A 22729-nucleotide genomic window follows, 5' to 3' on the forward strand; every position below is an offset into this window, starting at 1 on the left:
CCCCGACAGTTACGCCCTGTACGGGGGTATCTCGGTGCTGGGCAGCCGCTTCGGCGGGGCGCTGCGTGACAACCCCGACAACCGCACTGGCACGTTGTTCGCCGACTTCGGCCAACTGCCATTGTTCGACGCAGACTTCACCGTCAAGCTCGCCCACCACCGCCTGGGCACGCCCTTTACCATTGGCGATGGCAGCCAGGTGAATGCCTTTTCCGATTGGTCGCTGGAGCTGTCGCGGCCCTGGCTGGGCATCGACCTGAACCTGATCTACAGCAACTCCAGCCTCAGTGGCGGCGGCTGTGACGCGTACTCGGGCATCAACACCTATTGCGACAGCGTGGTCACCCTCAAGGCGCAGCGCAGCTTCTTTTAACGACGCGGTGCCAGCGCCAGGGCAATACCGCCCAAAACCACCACGCAGGCAATCAGCAAACGCAACGACAACGGCTCACCGATCAAGGCAACCCCACCCAATGCGGCAATCACCGGCACGCTAAGCTGCAGGGTCGCCGCCTGTTGCGCACTGATCTGCCTGACCACGCCATACCACACGGCGTAGCCGGCGCCAGAAGCCAGCACACCGGAGCCCAGGGCATACAACAAGCCGAGTGGCGTAAAGTGCGGGCCGGCGCCCAGCAACAGCATCGGTAGCAGCAGCATCAGGCAAGGCAGGCTGCGGGAAAAATTGCCGGCGGTGTCGGCCAGCGGCCTGGGCGAGCCCTTACCCAGCAGCGTATAGACGCCCCAGGCCACGCCGGACAATGCCATCAGCATGGCGCTGGCCAACGGCGGCGCCGAGGCACCGGGCAAAAGAAGCACCAGCAGGCCGGCAAAGGCGATCAGCATGCCCAGCAGCATGCGCACCGTGATGTGTTCACCCTTGTACCAGGCAAAGCCGAACATGGTGATCTGCACTGCACCGAACAGCAACAATGCGCCCGCGCCTGCCCCCAATTGCAGATACGCCGCAGAAAACAGGAACGCGTACAGGAACAGGGCCAGGCCGCCCCGCCAACTGCCACCCATGGCCTGCGCCGGCCTGCGCAGGCGGATCAGCAACAACAGAAACAACGCACCACTGGTCAGGCGCACCACGGTGAAGGATGCCGGGTCGATGGCCCCGTCTTTCAGCGCCAGCCGGCAAAACACCGAGTTGGCAGCGAAAGCCACCAGGCTGAACAGTGCAGGCCAAAGCCAGGCCCTGGCCTTGCGGTGGGCAAGCGTGGTGGTGCCGGTGCTCATGGTGTGGTCACCTCTGAGTAAACATTGTTGTCATGGCGGCAATGCTGAAAGGGCCAGCACCGATATACAACAAAGTGATTCCTGGGCGCCACCGGTGAATCGCCCGGCGCTACAGCACAGCTACGGCCTCGATCTCGACCAACATGGCATCCAGCGCCAGCCGGGGCACCGGTATCAGCGTGCAGGTCGGTTTCATGTGCGGGCCCCAGGCCTTGTCGGCCTCGGCCACCCATTGGCGCAGGCGCGCTTCGGAATGCTCGACAATCAGCAGGGTCAACTTGAACACCTGCGCCAGGCTGGCACCTTTCGACGCCAGGGCCAGCTCCAGGTTGGCCAGTGCCTGGCGGGCCTGTTCGGCGAACAATGGCGACAACTGGCCGTTGCTGTCCTCTCCACCCTGGCCGGCGATGAACAGCAGACGGCTGTCGGCGCGCACTTCGGCGACATGGGAATAGGCGTTGCCACTGGGGTCGTACAGGCCTTCGGGGTTGCTTAGCTGGAATGCACTTGATGGGGTCACGACACGCCCTCGCTTGGTTGAAAGAGTGGCGCAGTATCAGACCTTGAGTTAACTCGAGGTCAAGCACAGAGTAGGACGTTTCGCACAAGGCAATGTGCTGCTTGAACCACGCGTCTGTTTGCGCACTGGCGGCCCGGTAGTAGATTGCAGGACCCGGCATGGAGGCCTGTCCATAACAAGGAAATGCTCATGAGCAAGTATGATTTTCAGCTGGCCTATACCATCAAACCGCACAACGCTGCCCACGATGAAGCCGACGCCGCGCAAGCGCGCCTGCACCTGCGCGTGAAGCTCGGCCTGGACACCGTCGAGCATATCGAAACCACTTTGCTCGGGGTCATCACCCTCAAAAGCGCCACTGTCGCAGACCGCAAGCGGGAAGCTGAGAAGCTGCTTCACGATTACATCCATGACGCGCTCAAACAGTTGCGCGTTCTGTCCACCGTAGAATTCTACGGCTGCCTGATGGTGGACGGGTTGGGCCCGGCCGTACGCTTCGACATCCTGCCCAGATGAACCTCGACGGCATCAGGCGCCCCCGCGCCTGATGCCGAGTACCGTCATTTCTCCTGCAGTACCGCCCTGCCTTTCACCGCCCGCGGCCCGCGCCAGGCCCAGAACAGCAACCCGGGGAATGGTGCGTAGACCACGAACACAATCCACAGCATCTTGCGTTCGGCGCGCCGCTCACTGCCGATGATGTGCCAGATGGCCCAGATCTCCAGCAGGATGACCAGGGCCGCGATGATGAGCCAGATCGTACCGATTTCCATGAGCGCTCTCCCAATTGGCATGTTATGGATTGGGTTGCTGCAAGCGCTGAGGGTTCAGATTGATTTTCCCGCCTCAAGGGCCCTCACGCAGTTGCAACCACTGCGCCAGGCTAGACCGGTTGCCTGAACACGACCTGCAATGCGACACAGCCACCGGGGAGATTGTCTTTCCTCCGGGCACCGTCCACACTCTGCGGGCCAGCCAGGAAGCGGAGTCCAGAGTGCCCACGCCACGCCAGTTCAGCAAGAAGACCAGCACCAGCAACATGCTGCGGCTCAAAACCAGCAGCGCCAGTGCCCAGGCTCCCTATCGGGTCGACTTCGTCCTGCTCGAACACTTCTCGATGGCCAGTTTCACCGTGGCCATGGACGTGCTGGTCACAGCCAACCTGTTGCGCGCCGACAGCTTCCAGTTCACCCCGCTGTCGCTGGACGGCGACCGCGTGCTCAGCGACCTGGGGCTGGAACTGGTGGCCACCGAGCTGTCCGCCGAAGCGTTGCGGGAGCTGGACCTGTTGGTGATCTGTGGCGGCTTGCGCACACCGCTGAAGTACCCGGAACTCGACCGCCTGCTGGACGACTGCGCCACCCACGGCATGGCCCTGGGCGGCTTGTGGAACGGTGCCTGGTTTCTTGGCCGCGCCGGGGTGCTGGACGACTATGGCTGCAGCATCCACCCCGAACAGCGCGCCAGCCTGTCCGAACGCAGCCCGCAAACACGTATTACCCCGGCAAGCTTCACCCTCGACCGCGACCGCCTGAGCGCCGCCAGCCCCAACGGCGCCATGGAGCTGATGCTGGGCCTGGTGCGCCGGCTGTATGGTGACGGCCTGGCCGAAGGCGTGGAGGAAATCCTGTCGTTCTCCGGTGCGCGCTACCGCCAGGTTGGCCCGGGGGCGAAGAAGTCCATGAGCCTGCACCTGCGTACCATCGTCGAGCTCATGGAAAACAACCTTGAGGAAACCCTCAGCCTCGACCAACTGGCGGCCTACAGCGGGCGCTCGCGGCGGCAGATCGACCGGCTGTTCCAGGCCCAGCTTGGCACGTCGCCACGGCGTTACTACATGGAGCTGCGCATCACCAAAAGCCGCCGCCTGCTGCAGTACTCCGACCTGTCGGTGATGGACGTGGCAGTGGCCTGCGGCTTTGTTTCGGTGTCGCACTTCAGCAAGTGCTATGCGGCGTACTTTGGTTACCCGCCGTCACGTGAGCAGCGGCTGGGCGAGTGAGCGGCGTTCAGGCGCGGATGTAGCGCAATACGGCGTCACAGATCATGGCCTTGTGGCGCTGCTTGACCTGGTCATCAGACAGATCGATCTGGAAGATCTCGCCAAAGGTGTGGCGGTTCGACACCCGGTAGAAACAGAACGAGCTCATCAGCATGTGCAGGTCGATAACCTCGATGCCGGTGCGGAACACGCCTTCCTGCACGCCACGATGCAGGGTGTTGCCCAAGGCTTCGAGCACCAGGCTGCTCATTTCGCGAATGGCCGGCGACTGCTTGACGTATTCCCCGTAGTGGATGTTTTCGGTGCAGATGATGCGCACGAAATCGACATTGCGGTCGTGGTGATCGAAGGTGAACTCCACCAGCCGGCGTATCGCCTGCTCAGCCGGTAACGACTCCAGGTCCAGGCTCTGCTCGGTCTTGCGAATATCCCCGTACAGCTTCACCAGGCACTCGCAGTACAGCTGCTCCTTGCTGCCGAAGTAGTAGTAGATCATGCGCTTGGAGGTAGCGGTACGCTCGGCGATGGCGTCCACGCGTGCGCCGGCCAGCCCTTGCTGGACGAACTCGTTGATGGCGGCCTGGAGGATGTCCTCGCGGGTTTTCTCGGGGTTGTTCTTGCGCGTTTTGCGCCCCCCTTCGGTTTCAGGCTGGCCGAGGCTGACTACGGAATCACTCATACCCACTCACAGGCTATTTATTGGAATGTGGGGGGATTATCCGCGAGCGCGGCCACGCAGGGAAGCACGCTGTTGGTCGGGTAGCCATAACGCATTGTGGCTGGCGGGCCTTGATATCGCGCCCCGCAACCCGCTAGCCTGCCTGCCCTTGCCGTGGATGGACCCTGCCTCATGCACCCGCGCGACCTCGCCGCCTACCTGTTCCTGGCCATCGCCTGGGGCTTTTCTTTCCTGGTGCTGCTCAAGGTGGTGCATGCCTTTGGCTGGGTGGGCGCGGTCAGCCTACGGGCACTGATTGCCAGCGGCACCCTGGCGACCCTTGCCGCCCTGTTGGGCCGCAGGCTGCGCCTGCGCTCGCTGCTGGTACCCTTGCTGGTGGTGGGCGCGACCACGGTGGCCGGGCAACTGATCGGCATGTCATACGCCACCCCACGTATCGGTACGGCCATGGCGGCCATTTTTGTCGCCACCATTCCGCTGTTTTCTATGCTGATCGGGCGGGTGTGGGGGCTGGAGAAAATCACCCCGCAAGGCCTGGCCGGGCTGCTGCTGGGTATTGTCGGCATCGTCATACTGGTCGGTTTTCCGGCCCGCCCTGTAGATGACGATTTCATCCACGGCTGCATCGCTTCGCTGCTAGGCGCCATCAGCGCCGCCTACGGCAGCAATTACGCCAGCCTGCACCTGCGCGGCCAGGACCCGTGGACAGTCACCGGCGGCGCGTTCCTGGCTGGCGGGCTGCTGACCCTGCCGCTGCTGCTGGTAGTACCGGTGCCCAGCGTGCCACAGGCGGGCGATTGGCTTTACCTGCTGATTAGCGGCGCAGTGATGAGCGCTACCACCTATGTACTGTATTTTGGCCTGGTAGCCCGCATCGGCGCGACCCGCGCCATCAGCGTGGAGTTCGTGGTCACGCTGGTAGCGGTATTGGTCGGCGCGCTGTTTCTCGATGAAGCCCTCAGCCTGTTGCAGGCAGCAGGTGGCCTGATAATTCTGCTTGGCTGCATGCTGGTGCTGGGCCTGCTGCCAAGGCGCAAGCAGCGGCTGCCCAGCTAGTGCGGGGTCAGTCGCGCTGGGCGGTGTCGCGCGTCGGTGGCGGGGTCAGGTGCAGCACGCGATTGCGCCCGCCCTCGGCGAGCAAGTAGCCGCCCTTGCCGTCTGCCACGATCGACTGCGGCGCCTTGAGGAAGGTCAGCATGGTGTGCTGGACGCCGTCAGCGTCGATGAGCAACAAGCGCGCGCGGTGCGTGTTGTCCTCGCTGATCCACAGGCCACGTTGGTCACAGTACAAGAACGTAGGGTTACGCAGGCCGTCGACCACTACTGGGTCGCGGCCATCGTCGGACAGGGCGCGGACCTTGCCATTGGCCTTTTCGGTATACAGCAGGCGGCCATCACTGCAACGGGTAAGGCCTTCGGTTTCGGTCAGGCCGGAACGCAGCACATCGAGCTGGCCGCTGTTCCAGTCATAGCGCATCAGGCGGCCGTTGCCCTTGCGGTCTTCGATAGCGAACAGATGGTCGCCGTCGTTCCACAGGCCTTGCACGCTCTCGCCATCGAACAGGTGGGTTACCTGGCCATCGCGAGACAGGCTGACGGGAGCCTGACCACCTTCCTGGCTGAACACCCAACCGCCCTGCGCCGCCACCATGCCATCAGGCTTGGACAGGTTGTCGATCACCACCACGCGATCACCGCTAGCGGTGATCTTGAGGATGCTGCCCCGGCCGTCGTCCAGCTCACGGCTGACCAGCAAGCTGCCATCGGCTTGTGGCAGCAACGAGGCGGCCTTGGTCACGTCGCGATGCAACACCTCGACATCCCAACCGGAAGCGGCCTGAACCGGGTAGAAACTTTGCCAGGCGAAGAAGCCCAGGGTGGCCACGAGCAGGCCAGTGGTGGCAGTCAAGGCGATGCGGGTGCTGCGCTTGCGCAGGATGTGCGGCATGTAGGGCTCCTCGGGATTGCTGGGGATCCTAGCAAGCGAATGTGAAAAAAATGTCGAAACCCACCGTACAGTTACAAAACAAAAGGATATAAAAATAACAAAACAATCTAACAAACTGGAATATATAAATTGAAAGCCTAACGCCGGCTCCTTAGTCTGGATGCATCGCCTCTCAGCCGATTCAAGGAACTATGCCCATGCCCGCCCGCACCTTCTCTCCCCTACGCCGTCTGCTGATCGGCGGATTGCTGGCCAGTGTCGCCAGCGCCTTGCTGCCCTGGTCCGAAGCCATTGCCGATGACGCCAAGACCCTGCGCATCGGTTACCAGAAGTTCAACAGCATCAACATCCTCAAAGGCAGCGGCGCGCTGGAGAAGGCCCTGGCACCGCAAGGCGTGAACGTGAGCTGGCACGAGTTTGCCGCCGGCCCGCAGTTGCTCGAAGCGCTGAGCACTGGCGCCATCGACCTCGGCCACGCTGCCGACGCCCCGTCGGTATTCGCCCAAGCCGCAGGCAAGCCGGTGGTGTACCTGGCTGCCGAACAACCGTATCCACGCGGCATCGGCCTGGTGGTGCGCGAGCAGGACCACCTGGCCAGCGTGCAGGACCTCAAAGGCAAGCGCGTGGCTACCGGCCGTGGCTGGAATGCCCAGTACCTGCTGGCCGTCGCGCTGGAACAAGCGGGCCTCAGCTATCAGGACATCACCCCCGCCTACGTCAACAATGCCGCCGATGCCGTGGCCGCGCTGCAATCGGGCAGTGTCCAGGCGGTGACCCTGTGGGACCCGTTCCTCGCCGCCGCAGAAAGCCAACCAGGGCTGAAAAACCTGCGCGACGGCAGCGGCCTGTCCAACAACCGCACCTTCTACCTGTCCACCGCCAGCTATGCCGACCAGCACCGTGCGCTGCTGAAGACCTTCTTTACCGAACTGGGCAAGGTCAGCCAGTGGGCCAACGCCAAGCCAGCCGAAGTCGCCGCGCTGCTGGCTCCGCAGCTGGGTATCAGCGCCAACGTGTTGGAAGTGGCCAGCGAACGGCGCAACTACAACGCCGTGGCCATTACCCCGCAGATCGTTGCCGAACAACAGAAGCTGGCCGATACCTTCCAGGGCCTAGGCCTGATTCCACGCAAGCTGCAGGTGGCCGATGCGGTCTACCCGGCTTCCGTGTTGCCTTGAGCGGAGCGCGCCGACCATGCCTCGCCCGATCCGCTTCAACGCCTTCAGCATGAACGCTGCCAGCCACCAATCCCCCGGCCTGTGGCGCCACCCACGCAACACCAGCGTGGCGTTCAACCGCCTGAACTACTGGACCGACCTGGCCCGCCTGCTTGAACGGGGCCTGTTCGACGCACTCTTCATTGCCGATGTACTGGGCATCTACGACGTTTACCAGGGCGGCCCTGAAGCCGCCCTGCGCGGCGGCGTGCAGGTGCCGGTCAACGACCCGCTACTGCTGGTGCCGGCGATGGCCGGCGTTACCGAACACCTGGGTTTCGGTGTCACCTTCTCGTTGACCTACGAACACCCTTACCCCTTCGCCCGGCGCATGTCCACGCTCGATCACCTGAGCAATGGCCGGGTCGGCTGGAACATCGTCACCGGCTACCTGGACAGCGCCGCCCGCAACCTGGGCCTGGCGCGTCAACTGGGCCACGACCAACGCTACGACCTGGCCGAGGAATACCTGCAGGTGTTGTACAAACTGTGGGAAAAAAGCTGGGACGACGATGCCGTGCTGTTGGAGCGCGACAGTGGGCGCTATATCGAACCCTCGCGGGTACACCCCATCAACCATGTGGGCGAGCATTTTCAGGTGCCCGGCATGCACCTGTGCCAGCCGTCGCCGCAGCGCACGCCGGTGCTGTTCCAGGCCGGGGCTTCGGCACGCGGCCAGCAGTTTGCCGCACGGCATGCCGAATGCGTGTTCATCAGCGGCCCAACGCCCACGGTGTTGCGCCGCTACGCCGACGGCATTCGCCAGGCCAGCGAGGCAGCTGGGCGTGGCCGTGACGAAGTGCTGATCTACGCCCAGGCGCTATTGATCGTCGCCCCCACGAGGGAGCAAGCCGAGGCTCGCTTCGCCGAATACCGGCGCTATGTCGACCTGGACGCCGCCCTGGCACTGTTGTCGGGCTGGACCGGTATCGACTTTGCGGGCCTCGACCCCGACGCGCCGATCGAATACGTCGAAAACGACGCTGGCCGCGCTGCCTTGGCGGCCTTTACGGCAGCCGACCCTGGCCGCCGCTGGACCGTACGCGAGGCCGCCGAGTTCGTTGGCCTGGGGGGCCGAGGCCCGGTGTTGGTGGGTGCCGCCAGCGAGGTGGCCGACCAGCTGGAAAGCTGGCTGGACCAGACCGGCATCGATGGTTTCAACCTGACGTACGCCGTGCAACCGGACGACCTGGCCAATGTGGTCGAGCTATTGGTGCCCGAGCTGCAGCGCCGCGGCCGCTACCCGCTGAACTACACCGAAGGTACCTTGCGCCACAAACTGTTCGGCCAAGGCGACCAGTTACCGGAACAGCATGTTGGGCGTCAGGTAGACATTCAGCAATCAAATACCGGGTATTCCAACATTTAATTTGTGGATGGCGCGCGCTCGACCCTATTCTGTCGCCACATCCCCTGCGCCGCACCGGCCGGTGCGGTTCAAGGCACGGGGAGAGAACAACAAGTCGAGATCGTCCATGTCGAACCATTCGTACTTCGCCCCCCACGGTGGGCACCCGGCTCAAACCGAGCTGCTGACTGACCGTGCCATGTTCACCGAAGCCTACGCTGTCATCCCTAAAGGCGTGATGCGTGACATCGTCACCAGCCACCTGCCGTTCTGGGACAAGATGCGCATGTGGGTCATCGCCCGCCCGCTGACCGGCTTTGCCGAAACCTTCTCCCAGTACATCGTCGAGCTGGCCCCGGAAGGCGGCAGCGAGCGCCCTGAGCTGGACCCGAACGCGGAAGCCGTGGTGTTCATCGTAGAGGGCGAACTGGACATCACCGTCGAAGGCAAGCACCACACCCTGGTACCAGGCGGCTACGCCTTCCTGGCCCCGGGCGCCGAATGGAGCCTGCGCAACAACAGCAAGTCCAACGTCACCTTCCACTGGCTGCGCAAGCACTACCAGAAAGTTGAAGGCCTGGACGTACCAGAATCCTTCGTCACCCACCGTGACAACGCCACCGTCATCGAGATGCCGGGCACCGAAGGCCGCTGGAAAACCACCCGTTTCGTCGACATGGCCGACATGCGCCACGACATGCACGTGAACATCGTCACCTTCCAGCCGGGCGGCGTGATCCCGTTCGCTGAAACCCACGTGATGGAACACGGCCTGTACGTGCTGGAAGGCAAGGCGGTGTATCGCCTGAACCAGGACTGGGTCGAAGTGGAAGCTGGCGACTTCATGTGGCTGCGCGCCTTCTGCCCGCAAGCCTGCTACGCCGGCGGCCCAGGCAACTTCAGCTACTTGCTGTACAAGGACGTGAACCGTCACGTACACCTGACACTGAACCCTAAGCGCTAAGCCCAGGCTGATGCCCGCAAGCCCGCCAACCTGGCGGGCTTTCTGTTTGCCGCGCATACTCAAACACCCATCCCTCGCGCGGTACCAGCCATGAACCGCTGCCTGCTGCTCGCCGCCCTGCTGCTGTGCACCTCTGCCCTGGCTGCCGATGACTGGAACCTGGCCTACGATCGCGAAGGCATTCGCGTGTACCTGAGCGCCGCAGCGGATTCGCCCTACCAGCAATTTCGTGGCGTGAGCACCATGAAAGCCAGCGTACGCACCCTTACCGACCTGCAAGAGAACCTGCGCGTAGCCTGCAAATGGCTGTACGCCTGTGACCAGATGCGTTTGCTGGACGTGGACGGCGCCAATACCTGGGTGTACCTGACCACCAACCTGCCCTGGCCGACGATGCCGCGGGACATCGTGCTGAAGGTGACCAGCGAACGCCTGGACGACGGCACCCTGCTGCGGCACCTGAGTGCCGAGCCCGACAGGATCCCCAAGGTGGACGGGCTGATCCGCGTGCAGCACCTGAGCGGCGAGTGGCGGATGAAGCCGCTGGGTGAGCGCGAAACCGAAGTGACGTATCAGTTGCAAGCCGACCCGGCCGGGGACGTGCCGGGCTGGCTTGCCAATCGGTTCGTGGTGGATGCGCCAGTGGTGACGTTGCGTACGTTGCGGGCGGTGGCTGAGCGCCAGCCTTGAGGTGTGGGCAGCCCTGCGCTTTACGGCCGCGAACGCTAGGCGGCGGTAGCTGCCTGTGGCCGCATACATGCCTTGGCCCGGCGCCGGTAGGCCAGCAGCAGGCCCGCGTACCACAACGGCATCACGTACAACGCCGTGCGGGTGTCCGGTTCCAGGGCCAGCAGGCACAGCACGAAGATCAGGAACAGCTGCGCCAGCGCAGCGGTGGCCTTGCCACCTGGCAGCTTGAACCTGGACCGCTCATGGGCCTGCGGATTCTGCCGACGGTAAGCGAAGTAGGACAGCAGGATCAGTGACCAGGTAACGATGATCATCACTGCGGAGATGGTCGACACCAGGGTAAACACGGTCATCACTTCTGGAATCACGAACAGCAGCGTCAAGGCAATCGCCATGCACACCCCCGAGAACACCAGCGCCCGCACGGGCGTACCCGAGCCGGACAGCCGCCCGAACGCCACAGGCGCCTGCTGCTGATGTGACAGGCCGTAGAGCATCCGCGAGCCCGAGTAGACACCGCTGTTGGCCGACGACGCAGCCGACGTCAGCACCACGAAGTTGATGATGCCAGCGGCTGCGGGCAACCCGCCAAGCAGGAACAGTTCAACGAATGGGCTGCGGTTGGCCGGCACATTGGCCCAGGAGACCACACTGATGATGCACACCAGCGAACAGATGTAGAACAACAGGATGCGCACGGGGATGGTGTTGATTGCCTTGGGCAGGGTCTTCTCCGGGTCTTTGGCCTCCGCCGCTGCGGTGCCGATCAGCTCGGTGCCGACAAAGGAGAAGATGGCGATCTGAAACCCGGCGAGAAAGCCCAGGATGCCATGTGGCATGACCACGCCCGGTGCTACCAGGTGGCTGAACGAGGCGGTTACCCCTGCCGGCGAAGTGTAGGAGGTCGCGACCATTACCAGGCCGGTCACCACCAACAGCACGATGGCGACGATCTTGATCAGGCCAAACCAGAACTCCACTTCGCCAAAGGCCTTCACCGCCAGCATGTTCAGCCCCAGCAGCAGGAACATGGTACCGAAGGCCGGTAGCCAGGTGGGCACATCGGGGTACCAGTACTGCACGAACCCCGCGACCACCACCACGTCACCCACCGCTGCCACTACCCAGCTGAGCCAGTACGACCAGCTGAGAATGTAACCGGCCCGTGGGCCCAGGTAGTTGTGCACCAGGTCGGCGAACGATTCCATCTGCAGGTTGGCCAGCAGCATCTCGCCCATGGCGCGCATGATGCAGAACACGAAAAAACCGATGATAGCGTAGACGAGGATGATCGAGGTGCCAGACAGCGCAATGATCTTGCCCGAACCCATGAACAGGCCGGTACCAATCGCACCACTGATGGAAATGAGCTGTATGTGCCGGTTTTCCAGCCGCCGTTTGAGCACACGGCTTTCTTCTGGAACTGCGCTTTGCGCGTTGCACGTTGGTTGCATAGTTGACCTCTTATTCTTTTTTGTAAAACCCCGCCGCCCCGCGCCGCACCATTTAATTGGTACTAAAGTGCAGGTTCTCGCCATTCTAGTCAGTCGAAACGTGGGTATTAACTCAGATGAAAAAACAGTGCCCGGTGCAACTTCGCAGCGGGTGTATTTGTTTTATTGAAACGCACCCAAGTGGCGCGTCCGATACAGTCCCGCGAAAGCCGTTTCATTCTGCCAGCGGCCCCGGTCAAGCGGAACGCTACAGAATGCACACCCCCATCGGGATTTTGTGCAGTGTGAAAAGCCCGGGTGACAGTTTGCACAATGCACCTGCCAGAAGGCTTGACCCGGCAGTCACATCTTGTAGGTCGAAAGCAGAATGCTGGTCTCGGTGTTTTCGATGTGTGGTATCGAGCGAATGGTGTTCAACGCCCGGTCGAAGGCCTCGAGGGTGTCGGCGCGCAGCTCGGCCATCAGGTCCCAGCGGCCATTGGTGGTATGGATGGCCACCACGTTGGGGTGCCCACGCAGCGCGTGCTTGACCTCTGCGGCGTGGTGGCCGCTGATACCGATGCTGGTGATTGCGCGCACGCCCTGCTCCAGCGCATCGGAGCGCAGGCGTACCGTGTAGCCGATGATCACGCCCTGCTCTTCGAGCCGGGTAATACGGTTTTGCACGGTTGCCCGTGCCACCTTGAGCTTCTTTGCCAGGGTCAGCACGGGGGTGCGTGCATTGTCCCGCAACAGTGCAATCAGTTCCCGATCAATAGTGTCCATAGGCCTGCCAAATAATCAGATTGCTACTTTGGGGTGGCAGATTGTCTAGAAAGTTGACAAAACTGGCAACCTGCATTCTTCCGATTGACGCAACCTTTCATCAAAATGTTCACGCCACTTCAACAATCTCAAGCGTGTACCCGGAAGTACAGGGGTGACCGCGCAATAACAAGGTGCAAGAGCATGACGTATTTCATTGATGTTCCAACCATGTCGGACTTGGTACATGACATTGGCGTAGCGCCCTTCATTGGTGAACTGGCGGCAGCCATTCGCGAAGACTTCAAACGCTGGCAGGAGTTTGACAAGTCTGCGCGAGTTGCCAGCCATTCGGAAGTGGGTGTAATTGAACTGATGCCGGTCGCCGACAACAGCCGCTATGCCTTCAAATACGTCAACGGCCACCCGGCCAACACGGCCCGCGACCTGCATACGGTCATGGCCTTCGGCGTGCTGGCCGATGTCGACACCGGTTACCCGGTGCTGCTGTCCGAGCTGACCATCGCCACCGCCCTGCGCACCGCTGCGACATCGCTGATGGCAGCCCAGGCACTGGCCCGGCCCAATTCGCGCAAGATGGCGTTGATTGGCAACGGCGCACAAAGCGAGTTCCAGGCACTGGCCTTCCACAAGCACCTGGGCATCGAAGAAATCGTAGCCTACGACACCGACCCGCTGGCCACCGCCAAGCTGATCGCCAACCTCAAGGAATACAGTGGCCTGACCATCCGCCGGGCCGGCTCGGTGGCCGAAGCGGTGAAAGGCGTGGACATCATCACCACGGTGACCGCCGACAAGGCCTACGCCACCATCATCACCCCCGACATGCTCGAACCCGGCATGCACCTGAACGCTGTGGGTGGTGACTGCCCAGGCAAGACCGAGCTGCACGCCGATGTACTGCGCAAGGCCCGAGTGTTCGTCGAGTACGAACCGCAAACCCGTGTCGAAGGTGACATCCAGCAGTTGCCGGCAGACTTCCCGGTGATCGATTTGTGGCGCGTGCTGCGCGGTGAAAGCGAGGGCCGCCAAAGCGACAGCCAAGTCACCGTGTTCGATTCGGTGGGCTTCGCCCTGGAAGACTACACCGTACTACGGTACGTACTACAGCAGGCTGAAAAGCGCGGCATGGGCGCGAAGATCGACCTGGTGCCATGGGTAGAAGACGACCCGAAAGACCTGTTCAGCCATACCCGCGGCCGCGCGGGCAAAAGCCGCATCCGACGCGTTGCCTGACCCTGCTCCCAACCCGGTATTCCCACATGGCATTTCCAACGCGTTCGATTCAAGCACCTGCAGCCGTGGTCATGGTCCGGCCACATGCCTTCACCCCCAACCCAGAGACCGCAGCCGACAACTCGTTTCAACGCAGCCACCCGAGCCTCGCCGCACAAGCGCTGGCCGAGGTGGCACGTGATGAAGTCACCCAGGCCGTCGGTCGCCTTGAGGCCGAAGGCGTACGCGTACACCTGTTCGATGACTTCGGCGAACTCAATACCCCTGACTCGGTATTCCCCAACAACTGGTTCTCCACCCACCCCGGAGGGCACATCGCGATCTACTCGATGTACTCGCGCAACCGCCGCCGCGAGCGGCGCGCCGATGTGATCGAAATGCTCAAGCATGAGTACCGCGTACAGGATGTCATCGACTATTCAGGGCTGGAGCAGGACGAACTGTTCCTCGAAGGGACCGGCGCCATGGTGTTCGACCACCTGTCACGGGTGGCCTACACCGCGCGTTCCAACCGCGCCGACCCGATTGCTCTCGAACGTTTCAGCACACACTTCAACTTTGAGCCGATGGTGTTCGACACGGCCGATGAACAAGGCACGCCGATCTACCACACCAATGTGCTGATGTGCGTGGCGACCGAGTTTGCCCTGGTAGGCTTCGGCACCTTCACCAACAAGGCGCGAGCCGAGGAAGTGCGCATGCGCCTGATTGAATCGGGGCGCGATGTGATCGACCTGAGCAACCAGCAAATCAGCCAGTTTGCCGGCAATGCCATCGAACTGTCCGGGCGTGACGGGCGCATTCTGGCGCTGTCACGCAAGGCCTTCGACAGCCTGAACGCCGAGCAACGCCAACGCATCGAACGCTCGGCGCGGCTGGTGCCACTGGACGTGCCGACCATCGAGATGGCCGGCGGCTCGGTGCGCTGCATGATTGCCGGCATTCACCTGTCGCCCCGCCTGGCTGCGGCGTACACCTGCGCCGGATGACTCGCAGCCTTGGTGCTGGTTGACGCGGTCGGTGTAGGAGCGGCCTTGTGTCGCGAAAGGGCCGCCACGCGGCCCCAGCAACTTGTGCACCACCGCTGAAATTCTGGGGCTGCTTTGCAGCCCTTTCGCGACACAAGGCCGCTCCTACAGCGACCGCGTCAGATCGTCAGGCCGCGTCAGATGCCACCACCTGCCAATAGCTGCGTCATCACCTCGGCCAACGCCTTGACCATCACATCTGCCGTCGGCCGGTGGACGATGACGATCTCATAGCTGTCGACCTCCGGCAGCCCTTGCCCTGCCCCCAGCACCCGGTGCTCACCAGTGGCCGCCCTTGGTGGCAGCAGGCTCACGCCCATGCCATCGGCGACCGCGGCCTGGATGCCACTGAGGCTTGAACTGGTGAAGCTGATACGCCAGCGTCGGCCCATGCCTTCGATCGCGTTGATCATGTCTTCGCGGTACAGGCCGCGTGGCGGGAAGGTCACCAGCGGGATCGGGTCGAGCTCGAAGGCGGGCGTACGCGCGCTGTCGATCCATTGCAGGCGCTCTGGCCAGCAGGCCACGCCCTCGCGGGTGTTACGCCGCTGCTTGAGCAGCACCAGGTCAAGTTCACCATTGTCGTAGGCCTGGCTGAGGTCCCGGCACAAGCCACTGGTCACTTCCAGCTTCACCTGTGGCTGCAGCCGGCTGAAGGCCGACAACGCATTGGTGGTACGCCCGCCAACGAAGTCCTCGGGCACGCCAAGGCGCACGGTGGTACCCACCATCGCCCCGGCCAGGGCTTCGAGCATCTGGTCGTTCAGCGCCAGCATGTGCCGGGCATAGCCGAGCAGGGTTTGCCCGGCATCGGTCGGTAGCACATCACGGTTGCCGCGTACCAGTAGGCGGTGGCCAACCATGTCTTCCAGGCGGCGCACCTTCTGGCTGATCGTCGACTGGGTCGAATGCAGGCGCGCGGCAGCGGTGGTGAAGCTGCCGCAATCGGCCACCACGACAATGGCGCGCAGCAGGTCGAGGTCGAACAGAGCCCTATTCGATTTCACGCTGATAGGCATCTTGGTATTCAACTACTGAATGGCGAACCTGCGTTCTATCACGGCTAGTCGCCAAGGGCCACACCTTCCCGCCGAGGGTCGGCACCACCTGACCAACCCTCGCCACTGCGCTGGATGATCTGCATGCCGCTGGTCATGGTCATCGGTGTCACGTCGTGTCCCCAGGCCGCCAACTGGCGGATCAGCGACGAGCTGGCCAGCCCTGCTTCCACTTCGGTACCCGCATTGCGGCTGCCGAAGTTGGGCAGGCCGGCGGCCTGCTGCGGGTCGAGCTGCCAATCCAGCAGGCCGACCAGCGCCTTGTTCACGTAACCAATGATCTGAGAACCGCCCGGCGAGCCGAGGCTGGCCACAAGCTCGCCAGAGGCACGCGAGAACACCAAGGTCGGCGCCATGGCCGACAGTGGCCGCTTGCCCGGCTGCACCCGGTTGGCCACCGGCTTGCCGTGCTCTTGGGGGGTGAAGGAAAAGTCGGTCAGGTGATTGTTGAGCAGGAAGCCTTTGACCATCAGGTGCGAACCGAATGCGGCCTCCACCGAGCTGGTCATGGCCAAGGCCTGCCCACTGTCATCCACGGCACTGAGGTGCGACGTGGAAATGCGCAATGGCGAGCGGTCAGGCGCCAGGGCCAGGTCCGCGCCTTGCGGCCGGCCCGGCAGTGCACGCTTCATGCTGTATTCACCGATCAAGGCGGCGCGGCTGGCCAGGTAGGCAGGATCGGTCAGGGCCTTGACCGGGACCGGCACATAGTCGCTGTCAGCCAGGTACTGGGCGCGGTCGGCATAGGCCAGGCGTTCGGCCTCGGCAATCAGATGCACGGCCAGTGGCGGTGCCTCCAGCCGGGCCGGGGACGAGGTGGCCAGCGGACGCAGCGCTGCCAGGTCGCGCTGGGGCGCAGCGCGTTGCACGGCTTCGAGCATGCCCAAGGTCTGCAGCACCGTCACCCCGCCCGACGATGGCGGCGGCATGCCGCATATTCGCCAGGCTTTGTAAGGGCCACACACCGGCTCGCGCTCCTTGGCCTGATACTGCTGCAAGTCCTGCAGCGACAGGTAACCCGCATTGGGATGGCTGCGCACCTTGGCCACAATGGCTTCGGCAATTTCACCGCTGTAGAACGCCTCGGGGCCTTCTGCCGCGATCCGCTCGAAGGTGTAGGCCAACTCAGGGTTTCGCAGTGTTGTGCCCACTGCCAGCGGCTTGCCCTGTTCATCCAGAAAATAGCGAGCCATTGCGGGTGAACGGCCAATGTAGGGGTCCCCGGCCAGCAACGTGTGCAGGCGCTCGGAAACCGCGAAACCGTTGCGTGCCAGGGCAATGGCCGGGGCGAACAGGTCGCGCCAAGGCAGCTTACCGTGTTGATCGTGGGCCAGTTTCAAGGCACGTAGCACCCCTGGCACGCCGACCGAACGGCCACCAATCTGCGCTGCCCGGAACGGCATCGGTGTACCGTCGGCTTGCAGGAACAGCTTCTCTGTCACCGCCGCCGGCGCAGCCTCGCGACCGTCGAATGCCTGTACGCGCCTGCCGTCCCAATACAAGATGAACGCCCCGCCGCCAATGCCACTGGACTGGGGTTCGACCAGGGTCAGCACCATCTGCATGGCGATGGCAGCGTCAATCGCACTGCCCCCGGCACGCAATATCGCCCGCCCCGCTTCACTGGCCAGCGGGTTGGCGGCAGCGGCCATGTGCCGGCTGGCGTGCACCGGCTGCAGCCCGCTGCGGTAACCAGAGGCCAGCTCCGGTGGTGCGGGCAGCACCTGGTCGGCACAGGCCCAGCCACTGGCAGCCACCAGGCACAGAGCGCTCATCAGCGGCGTAGAAAATTTCATCGTCTTGCTTCCTGCCTTCAACTATTCAGCCAGGCACTGTCGGTCATGCGCAAAGTTAACTTCAAGCCTTGCCGCGATTTTTCTAGGATGTAGCCAGGTCGATAAGGAGCCAGCCCATGCGTTTATCAATTGCCGCGACGCTGTTTGCCCTGTGCACCAGCCTTGCCACCCACGCCGAGACCCGCACTGTGGACAACCGCCTGCACAACGCCGCCCGCCACGATGACGTGCGCACTTTGCAACAATTGCTGGGGCAAGGTGCCCGGCTGGACAGCCGTGATGAGCAAGGGCGCACTGCCCTGCTGGTGGCGACCCACGGCAACCAGCTGGCGGCGGCGAAAGCCCTGATCGAAGCCGGGGCCGATGTGAATGCCAAGGACAACATCGACGACAGCCCCTACCTGTATGCTGGCGCCCGGGGCCTGAACGACATCCTGCGGCTGACCCTGCGCCACGGGGCGGACCTCAAGAGCACCAATCGTTACGGCGGCACCGCGCTGATTCCGGCTGCCGAGCGCGGGCATGTCGAGACCGTGCAAATGTTGATTGATGCCGGCGTTGACGTGAACCACCTTAACCGGCTGCACTGGACCGCGCTTATGGAGGCCGTGGTGCTGGGCGATGGCGGGCCGCGGCATGTGGAGATCGTGCGGCGGTTGCTGGCGGCCGGGGCGGATCGGCAGATTGCCGACAAGGACGGGGTGACCGCGCTGGAGCATGCGCGGCAGCGGGGGTATCGGCAGATGGAGATGCTGCTGGCCCACGAGTAAAGCCTGGCGTTGAAATGCTGGGGCGCAAAGCGCCCCTTAGAAATCACACCACTTCTTCGAACGGCAGCCCCACATAGTTCTCGGCAATGTTCACCAGCCCCGCTGGCGAGGTCAGGAAATACTCGCGGTCAGCCTCCTGCATCTTCTTGTCCCAGGCATCCTTGTGGCTACCGAAATCATGCAGCAGCTGGGTCATGAACCAGCTGAAGCGCTCGCCTTTCCATACCCGGCGCAAGGCCAGCGGCGAGTACTGCTGCAACAGGTCGGTGCGCCCTTCGCGGTATACCTTGAGCAGAATGCGGTACAGGTAGTTGACGTCCGAAGCGGCCAGGTTAAGGCCTTTGGCGCCGGTAGGCGGGACGATGTGCGCGGCGTCACCCACCAGGAACAAGTGGCCATACTGCATCGGCTCTACCACCAGGCTGCGCAGTGGCGCAATGCTTTTTTCCAGGGCTGGGCCCGTAACCAGGTCTGCCGCCACGTCGGCTGGCAAACGGGCTTTCAGCTCGTCCCAGAAACGCTCGTCAGACCATGCTTCGACCCGGTCCTGCAAAGGTACCTGCAGGTAGTAGCGGCTGCGGGTTTGCGAGCGTTGGCTGCACAACGCGAAACCTCGCTCGTGGTGGGCATAGATCAACTCGTGGTTGACCGGTGGGGTGTCCGACAGCAGGCCCAGCCAGCCAAACGGGTAAACCCGCTCGTACTGTTTCAGCACGCCCTCGGGAATGCTTTGCCGAGAGACGCCGTGGAAGCCGTCACAGCCGGCGATATAGTCACAGTCCACCCGATGCACCTGGCCGTCTTTTTCGAAGGTGAGGTACGGCTTCTCGCCCTTCAGTTCGTGCGGCTGGACATTGCCGGCTGAATAGATGATTGGCGCGCCGCTGGCTTCACGGGCCTGCATAAGATCACGGGTGACTTCGGTCTGCCCATAGACCATCACCGTCTTGCCACCGGTGAGGGCCTTGAGGTCCAGGCGCTGGCGGCGCCCGCCAACCAGCAGCTCGACACCTTCGTGCACCAGGCCCTCGCGGTCCATGCGTTCTGAGACTCCGGCTTCGCGCAACAGGTCGACAGTACCTTGCTCCAGCACCCCGGCGCGGATGCGGCCAAGGACATATTCGGCCGTCTGGCGTTCGAGGATGACGTTATCGATACCGGCCTTGTGCAGCAGCTGGCCCAGCAGCAGGCCCGATGGACCTGCACCAATAATTGCAACCTGAGTTTTCATTGTTGTTGTCTCTTGTTCGGACGATGCCGGCCCAGGACTGGCAGTGGGCCCGCATCTGCTGTTAGGGTTTGCCCTTGCATTTTTACTGGCAAAAAACGCCAGTTAACTGTGCTATTCCATGCAAAACCTGCACTTTTACAAAAAACGTTCGATTAACGGACAGGTCAGCCCAGATGAAATCCACCCTCCCCGGCGTCCCGTTGTTCAAGCTGTATGGCGAAAACCAGGCGTGGCCCGGCACTGACCTGATGCATTGCGAATCGATCCCGGCACGCAGCCGCCTGCATCACTGGGAGATCAAGCCGCACCAGCATGCCGAGCTGTTCCAATTGCTGTATGTGCAGCGCGGCCAGGCCCAGGTGGAGATCGAGGGGGTGCGCAGTGCCATCGATGAGGCGGCGATCCAGGTGGTACCGCCGATGACCGTGCATGGCTTTCGCTTCAGCGCCGATATCCAGGGCTACGTGCTGACCTTCGGCACTGCGCTGGTAGCGAATCTGGAACAACGCCTGGGTGCGCCACTGACCGTGCTGGCACAACCTGCCTGTTACCCGCTGGGGCATGAGCGCGTGCACCTGCGCAGCCTGATCGACACCCTGCATCAGGAGTACCAAGGCAATGCCCCGGCGCGCGCGGCAATGCTTGAAGCATTGGTTACCGCGCTTATGGTATGGATCAGCCGCCGCCAACAGTTGGGGCAAGCGCCACGTAACCGCGATGAGCGTGACCGCCTGTTGCTGGGGCAGTATTTGCGCCTGGTTGAAGCGCATTATCGCGAGCATCTGTCGGTAGAGGATTTTGCCGCGCGGCTGAATGTACCGAGCTTGCAGCTTAACCAGCTGTGCCGGGCGCTCAGTGGCCAGACTGCGCTGCAGGTTGTGCACCAGCGTTTGTTGCTGGAGGCTCGGCGTAACCTGATTTACACGCGGATGAGCATCGGGCAGTTATCGGATAGCCTGGGGTTCACCGACCCGACTTACTTTGCGCGGTGGTTCAAGCGTTTGAGCGGGCAGACGCCCAATGGATATCGGCGATCGGGGCAGCCTGACTGATTTGCAGCCGCCTGCTTGACGTATACGTCAACCTGCCTTCAGGATAGCCGCATACCCCACGCCGAGCCCCAGCATGAGCACCCAGACCTACAGCATCTCCGACCTGTCCCGCGAGCTGGACATCACCACCCGCGCGATTCGCTTCTACGAGGAACAGGGCCTGTTGAGCCCAGAGCGCCGTGGCCTGGAGCGTATCTACTCGCCGCGCGACAAGGTCAGCCTGAAGCTCATCCTGCGCGGCAAGCGCATCGGCTTTTCTTTGGCCGAGTGCCGCGAGCTGATCGAGCTGTACGACCCCACCAGCGGCAACCTCAAGCAGCTCAACAGCATGCTGGCGAAAATCGCCGAGCGTCGTGCCCAGCTGGAGCAGCAGATGCTCGACATTCACCAGATGCAACTGGAACTGGACACCGCCCAGGAGCGCTGCGAACAAGCCCTGGCCGCCACCCTGAACAACAAAGACAACCGCTGAACGCCACAGGAAACCCGCCATGTCCTTGCCCAAACACGTCCGCCTGGTCGAAGTAGGCCCCCGCGACGGCCTGCAGAACGAAGCCCAGCCCATCAGTGTCGCCGACAAGGTGCGACTGGTTGACGACCTCACCGAAGCAGGCCTGGCCTATATCGAAGTGGGCAGTTTCGTCTCGCCCAAGTGGGTGCCGCAGATGGCCGGCTCTGCCGAGGTGTTCGCCGGCATTCAGCAACGCCCAGGCGTGACCTATGCAGCGCTGGCGCCGAACCTGCGCGGTTTCGAGGACGCCCTGGCTGCCGGGGTGAAAGAAGTGGCGGTTTTCGCTGCGGCCTCCGAAGCGTTCTCGCAGCGCAACATCAATTGCTCGATCAGTGACAGCCTCAAACGCTTCGAGCCCATCATGGAGGCTGCGCGCAGCCATGGTGTGCGCGTGCGTGGGTATGTGTCGTGCGTGCTCGGCTGCCCTTATGAGGGCAAGGTCAGTGCCGAGCAGGTGGCCCCGGTGGCTCGCGCCCTGCACGACATGGGCTGCTACGAGGTCTCGCTGGGCGACACCATCGGCACCGGCACCGCCGGCGACACCCGCCGCCTGTTCGAGGTGGTCTCGGCGCAAGTACCGCGCGAGCAACTGGCCGGGCACTTCCATGACACTTATGGCCAGGCCCTGGCCAACGTCTATGCCAGCCTGCTTGAAGGCATCAGCGTGTTCGACAGCTCGGTGGCCGGGTTGGGCGGTTGCCCTTACGCCAAGGGCGCTACCGGCAACATCGCCAGTGAAGACGTGGTGTACCTGCTGCAAGGGCTGGGTATTGAAACCGGCATCGACCTGGGCCGGCTGATCGCCGCCGGCCAGCGCATCAGCAGCGTGCTGGGCCGCGACAACGGGTCGCGGGTAGCACGGGCGCGCAGCGCGCAATAAGTCACACGGGTGTCACATACGTGTGGGTGAAGTGTTACCGCCCCACGTTTCACAGCAAAAAATCGGGTAACAGGGAAACAAATCGACAAAATTTCAGGCCAAGCGGTTTTGACGAAAAAAGCTAAGCGCTTGATTTTAAAGGGTTTGTAAAAGTTGGCACGCACCCTGCTATATCTTCGGTACAACAACAAAAAAAATGTGACACCCAATAAAAACAACAGGTAACGGCTCTGACATAACAAGAACAACACGGCAGAGGCGTAGCAAGCAGATTTTTTTGGAGTCGACACGCTTTTCAGGGGTACGCCCCGCGGTCTGGCACAGAACAATAAAACTAC

24 protein-coding genes are annotated in these 22729 nt (G+C 62.7%); 14 read left to right on the top strand and 10 right to left on the bottom strand.

All coding sequences use genetic code 11. The features are described from left to right. Positions 1-373, top strand: a 373-nt coding sequence (locus APH42_RS13020) for a TorF family putative porin (RefSeq protein ID WP_218187656.1), incomplete at its 5' end; no start/stop codon positions are given. Here APH42_RS13020 and APH42_RS13025 read toward each other — a convergent pair. Next, the gene (locus tag APH42_RS13025; protein ID WP_060493441.1) at positions 370-1242 is read right to left on the bottom strand and encodes a DMT family transporter; all 873 of its coding nucleotides are present in this window, start codon (positions 1240-1242) and stop codon (positions 370-372) included. The genes APH42_RS13020 and APH42_RS13025 overlap by 4 nt on opposite strands. 109 nt (positions 1243-1351) lie before the next feature. Then, complete coding sequence (locus tag APH42_RS13030) at positions 1352-1762, bottom strand: RidA family protein (RefSeq protein WP_060493442.1); 411 nt, start codon at positions 1760-1762, stop codon at positions 1352-1354. A 189-nt stretch (positions 1763-1951) separates the two neighbouring features. On the opposite strand from APH42_RS13030, the gene APH42_RS13035 reads away from it, so the two are divergent. After that, positions 1952-2278, top strand: coding sequence for a hypothetical protein (locus APH42_RS13035; RefSeq protein ID WP_012272048.1), 327 nt, complete (start codon positions 1952-1954; stop codon positions 2276-2278). 44 nt (positions 2279-2322) lie between these two features. Here the strand turns inward: APH42_RS13035 and APH42_RS13040 are convergent, their stop codons facing one another. Next, positions 2323-2535 (bottom strand): PLDc N-terminal domain-containing protein, encoded by a 213-nt coding sequence (locus APH42_RS13040; RefSeq protein WP_012272047.1) that lies wholly within the window; start codon positions 2533-2535, stop codon positions 2323-2325. A 221-nt stretch (positions 2536-2756) separates the two neighbouring features. Here APH42_RS13040 and APH42_RS13045 point away from each other — a divergent pair, with 221 nt between their 5' ends. Then, positions 2757-3764, top strand: a complete 1008-nt coding sequence (locus APH42_RS13045; protein WP_041166479.1) for a GlxA family transcriptional regulator — start codon at positions 2757-2759, stop codon at positions 3762-3764. 7 nt (positions 3765-3771) lie between these two features. On the opposite strand, the gene APH42_RS13050 is transcribed toward APH42_RS13045, so the two are convergent. Next, entirely contained in the window at positions 3772-4443 is a 672-nt protein-coding gene (locus APH42_RS13050; RefSeq protein ID WP_012272045.1) for a TetR/AcrR family transcriptional regulator, read from the bottom strand. Positions 4444-4614: 171 nt separating this feature from the next. On the opposite strand from APH42_RS13050, the gene APH42_RS13055 reads away from it, so the two are divergent. Then, on the top strand, positions 4615-5499 hold the full coding sequence (locus tag APH42_RS13055) for a DMT family transporter (RefSeq protein WP_012272044.1): 885 nt from the start codon (positions 4615-4617) through the stop codon (positions 5497-5499). Positions 5500-5506: 7 nt separating this feature from the next. Here APH42_RS13055 and APH42_RS13060 read toward each other — a convergent pair whose 3' ends face one another. Further along, positions 5507-6391 carry a hypothetical protein gene (locus APH42_RS13060; RefSeq protein ID WP_060493443.1) on the bottom strand — a complete coding sequence of 295 codons (885 nt, stop codon included), beginning with the start codon at positions 6389-6391 and terminating at the stop codon, positions 5507-5509. Positions 6392-6588: 197 nt separating this feature from the next. On the opposite strand from APH42_RS13060, the gene APH42_RS13065 reads away from it, so the two are divergent. From APH42_RS13065 to APH42_RS13080, 4 genes are all read left to right on the top strand, one after another. Further along, positions 6589-7569 (top strand): aliphatic sulfonate ABC transporter substrate-binding protein, encoded by a 981-nt coding sequence (locus APH42_RS13065; protein ID WP_012272042.1) that lies wholly within the window; start codon positions 6589-6591, stop codon positions 7567-7569. A 16-nt stretch (positions 7570-7585) separates the two neighbouring features. Then, entirely contained in the window at positions 7586-8977 is a 1392-nt protein-coding gene (locus APH42_RS13070) for an LLM class flavin-dependent oxidoreductase (RefSeq protein ID WP_060493444.1), read from the top strand. Between the two features lie 106 nt (positions 8978-9083). Then, entirely contained in the window at positions 9084-9920 is an 837-nt protein-coding gene (locus tag APH42_RS13075) for a bifunctional allantoicase/(S)-ureidoglycine aminohydrolase (RefSeq protein ID WP_016499386.1), read from the top strand. Between the two features lie 90 nt (positions 9921-10010). Beyond that, a complete protein-coding gene (locus APH42_RS13080; protein ID WP_012272039.1) occupies positions 10011-10610 on the top strand; it encodes an START domain-containing protein in 600 nt (199 codons plus the stop codon). A 35-nt stretch (positions 10611-10645) separates the two neighbouring features. On the opposite strand, the gene APH42_RS13085 is transcribed toward APH42_RS13080, so the two are convergent. Both APH42_RS13085 and APH42_RS13090 read right to left on the bottom strand, forming a co-directional pair. Beyond that, on the bottom strand, positions 10646-12064 hold the full coding sequence (locus tag APH42_RS13085) for an amino acid permease (protein WP_012272038.1): 1419 nt from the start codon (positions 12062-12064) through the stop codon (positions 10646-10648). 342 nt (positions 12065-12406) lie between these two features. Further along, positions 12407-12829: an Lrp/AsnC family transcriptional regulator gene (locus tag APH42_RS13090; RefSeq protein ID WP_012272037.1), complete on the bottom strand. Its 423-nt coding sequence runs from the start codon at positions 12827-12829 to the stop codon at positions 12407-12409. A gap of 183 nt (positions 12830-13012) precedes the next feature. Between APH42_RS13090 and APH42_RS13095 the strand changes: the two genes are divergently transcribed. Both APH42_RS13095 and ctlX read left to right on the top strand, forming a co-directional pair. After that, complete coding sequence (locus tag APH42_RS13095; RefSeq protein WP_060493445.1) at positions 13013-14065, top strand: ornithine cyclodeaminase; 1053 nt, start codon at positions 13013-13015, stop codon at positions 14063-14065. Positions 14066-14091: 26 nt separating this feature from the next. Next, positions 14092-15054 carry a citrulline utilization hydrolase CtlX gene (ctlX, locus tag APH42_RS13100; protein ID WP_060493446.1) on the top strand — a complete coding sequence of 321 codons (963 nt, stop codon included), beginning with the start codon at positions 14092-14094 and terminating at the stop codon, positions 15052-15054. A gap of 176 nt (positions 15055-15230) precedes the next feature. Here the strand turns inward: ctlX and APH42_RS13105 are convergent, their stop codons facing one another. Both APH42_RS13105 and ggt read right to left on the bottom strand, forming a co-directional pair. Beyond that, positions 15231-16112, bottom strand: coding sequence for a LysR substrate-binding domain-containing protein (locus APH42_RS13105; RefSeq protein ID WP_060493447.1), 882 nt, complete (start codon positions 16110-16112; stop codon positions 15231-15233). Between the two features lie 44 nt (positions 16113-16156). Beyond that, complete coding sequence (gene ggt / locus APH42_RS13110; RefSeq protein ID WP_060493448.1) at positions 16157-17947, bottom strand: gamma-glutamyltransferase; 1791 nt, start codon at positions 17945-17947, stop codon at positions 16157-16159. A gap of 116 nt (positions 17948-18063) precedes the next feature. On the opposite strand from ggt, the gene APH42_RS13115 reads away from it, so the two are divergent. Next, entirely contained in the window at positions 18064-18717 is a 654-nt protein-coding gene (locus APH42_RS13115; RefSeq protein ID WP_060493449.1) for an ankyrin repeat domain-containing protein, read from the top strand. A gap of 43 nt (positions 18718-18760) precedes the next feature. Here the strand turns inward: APH42_RS13115 and pobA are convergent, their stop codons facing one another. Then, positions 18761-19948, bottom strand: a complete 1188-nt coding sequence (gene pobA / locus APH42_RS13120) for a 4-hydroxybenzoate 3-monooxygenase (protein ID WP_060493450.1) — start codon at positions 19946-19948, stop codon at positions 18761-18763. 173 nt (positions 19949-20121) lie between these two features. Here pobA and APH42_RS13125 point away from each other — a divergent pair, with 173 nt between their 5' ends. From APH42_RS13125 to APH42_RS13135, 3 genes are all read left to right on the top strand, one after another. Beyond that, complete coding sequence (locus APH42_RS13125; RefSeq protein WP_060493451.1) at positions 20122-21000, top strand: helix-turn-helix domain-containing protein; 879 nt, start codon at positions 20122-20124, stop codon at positions 20998-21000. Positions 21001-21073: 73 nt separating this feature from the next. After that, positions 21074-21472 (top strand): MerR family DNA-binding transcriptional regulator, encoded by a 399-nt coding sequence (locus tag APH42_RS13130; RefSeq protein WP_003247847.1) that lies wholly within the window; start codon positions 21074-21076, stop codon positions 21470-21472. A 19-nt stretch (positions 21473-21491) separates the two neighbouring features. After that, a complete protein-coding gene (locus tag APH42_RS13135; protein WP_060493452.1) occupies positions 21492-22391 on the top strand; it encodes a hydroxymethylglutaryl-CoA lyase in 900 nt (299 codons plus the stop codon). Positions 22392-22729: the final 338 nt, after the last annotated feature.

The organism is Pseudomonas sp. NBRC 111140, from assembly GCF_001320885.1.
In the GTDB taxonomy this organism is placed as follows: Bacteria; Pseudomonadota; Gammaproteobacteria; order Pseudomonadales; family Pseudomonadaceae; genus Aquipseudomonas; species Aquipseudomonas putida_P.

Bases quoted from the DNA above. Each gene is read 5' to 3' on its own strand.
- APH42_RS13105 (WP_060493447.1), bottom strand. From the start codon at position 16,112: ATGCCTATCAGCGTGAAATCGAATAGGGCTCTGTTCGACCTCGACCTG.
- APH42_RS13080 (WP_012272039.1), top strand. From the start codon at position 10,011: ATGAACCGCTGCCTGCTGCTCGCCGCCCTGCTGCTGTGCACCTCTGCC.
- pobA (WP_060493450.1), bottom strand. From the start codon at position 19,948: ATGAAAACTCAGGTTGCAATTATTGGTGCAGGTCCATCGGGCCTGCTG.
- APH42_RS13085 (WP_012272038.1), bottom strand. From the start codon at position 12,064: ATGCAACCAACGTGCAACGCGCAAAGCGCAGTTCCAGAAGAAAGCCGT.
- APH42_RS13025 (WP_060493441.1), bottom strand. From the start codon at position 1,242: ATGAGCACCGGCACCACCACGCTTGCCCACCGCAAGGCCAGGGCCTGG.
- APH42_RS13065 (WP_012272042.1), top strand. From the start codon at position 6,589: ATGCCCGCCCGCACCTTCTCTCCCCTACGCCGTCTGCTGATCGGCGGA.
- ctlX (WP_060493446.1), top strand. From the start codon at position 14,092: ATGGCATTTCCAACGCGTTCGATTCAAGCACCTGCAGCCGTGGTCATG.
- APH42_RS13095 (WP_060493445.1), top strand. From the start codon at position 13,013: ATGACGTATTTCATTGATGTTCCAACCATGTCGGACTTGGTACATGAC.
- APH42_RS13050 (WP_012272045.1), bottom strand. From the start codon at position 4,443: ATGAGTGATTCCGTAGTCAGCCTCGGCCAGCCTGAAACCGAAGGGGGG.
- APH42_RS13060 (WP_060493443.1), bottom strand. From the start codon at position 6,391: ATGCCGCACATCCTGCGCAAGCGCAGCACCCGCATCGCCTTGACTGCC.
- APH42_RS13130 (WP_003247847.1), top strand. From the start codon at position 21,074: ATGAGCACCCAGACCTACAGCATCTCCGACCTGTCCCGCGAGCTGGAC.
- APH42_RS13055 (WP_012272044.1), top strand. From the start codon at position 4,615: ATGCACCCGCGCGACCTCGCCGCCTACCTGTTCCTGGCCATCGCCTGG.
- APH42_RS13075 (WP_016499386.1), top strand. From the start codon at position 9,084: ATGTCGAACCATTCGTACTTCGCCCCCCACGGTGGGCACCCGGCTCAA.
- APH42_RS13125 (WP_060493451.1), top strand. From the start codon at position 20,122: ATGAAATCCACCCTCCCCGGCGTCCCGTTGTTCAAGCTGTATGGCGAA.
- APH42_RS13090 (WP_012272037.1), bottom strand. From the start codon at position 12,829: ATGGACACTATTGATCGGGAACTGATTGCACTGTTGCGGGACAATGCA.
- APH42_RS13115 (WP_060493449.1), top strand. From the start codon at position 18,064: ATGCGTTTATCAATTGCCGCGACGCTGTTTGCCCTGTGCACCAGCCTT.
- APH42_RS13035 (WP_012272048.1), top strand. From the start codon at position 1,952: ATGAGCAAGTATGATTTTCAGCTGGCCTATACCATCAAACCGCACAAC.
- APH42_RS13135 (WP_060493452.1), top strand. From the start codon at position 21,492: ATGTCCTTGCCCAAACACGTCCGCCTGGTCGAAGTAGGCCCCCGCGAC.
- ggt (WP_060493448.1), bottom strand. From the start codon at position 17,947: ATGAAATTTTCTACGCCGCTGATGAGCGCTCTGTGCCTGGTGGCTGCC.
- APH42_RS13070 (WP_060493444.1), top strand. From the start codon at position 7,586: ATGCCTCGCCCGATCCGCTTCAACGCCTTCAGCATGAACGCTGCCAGC.
- APH42_RS13040 (WP_012272047.1), bottom strand. From the start codon at position 2,535: ATGGAAATCGGTACGATCTGGCTCATCATCGCGGCCCTGGTCATCCTG.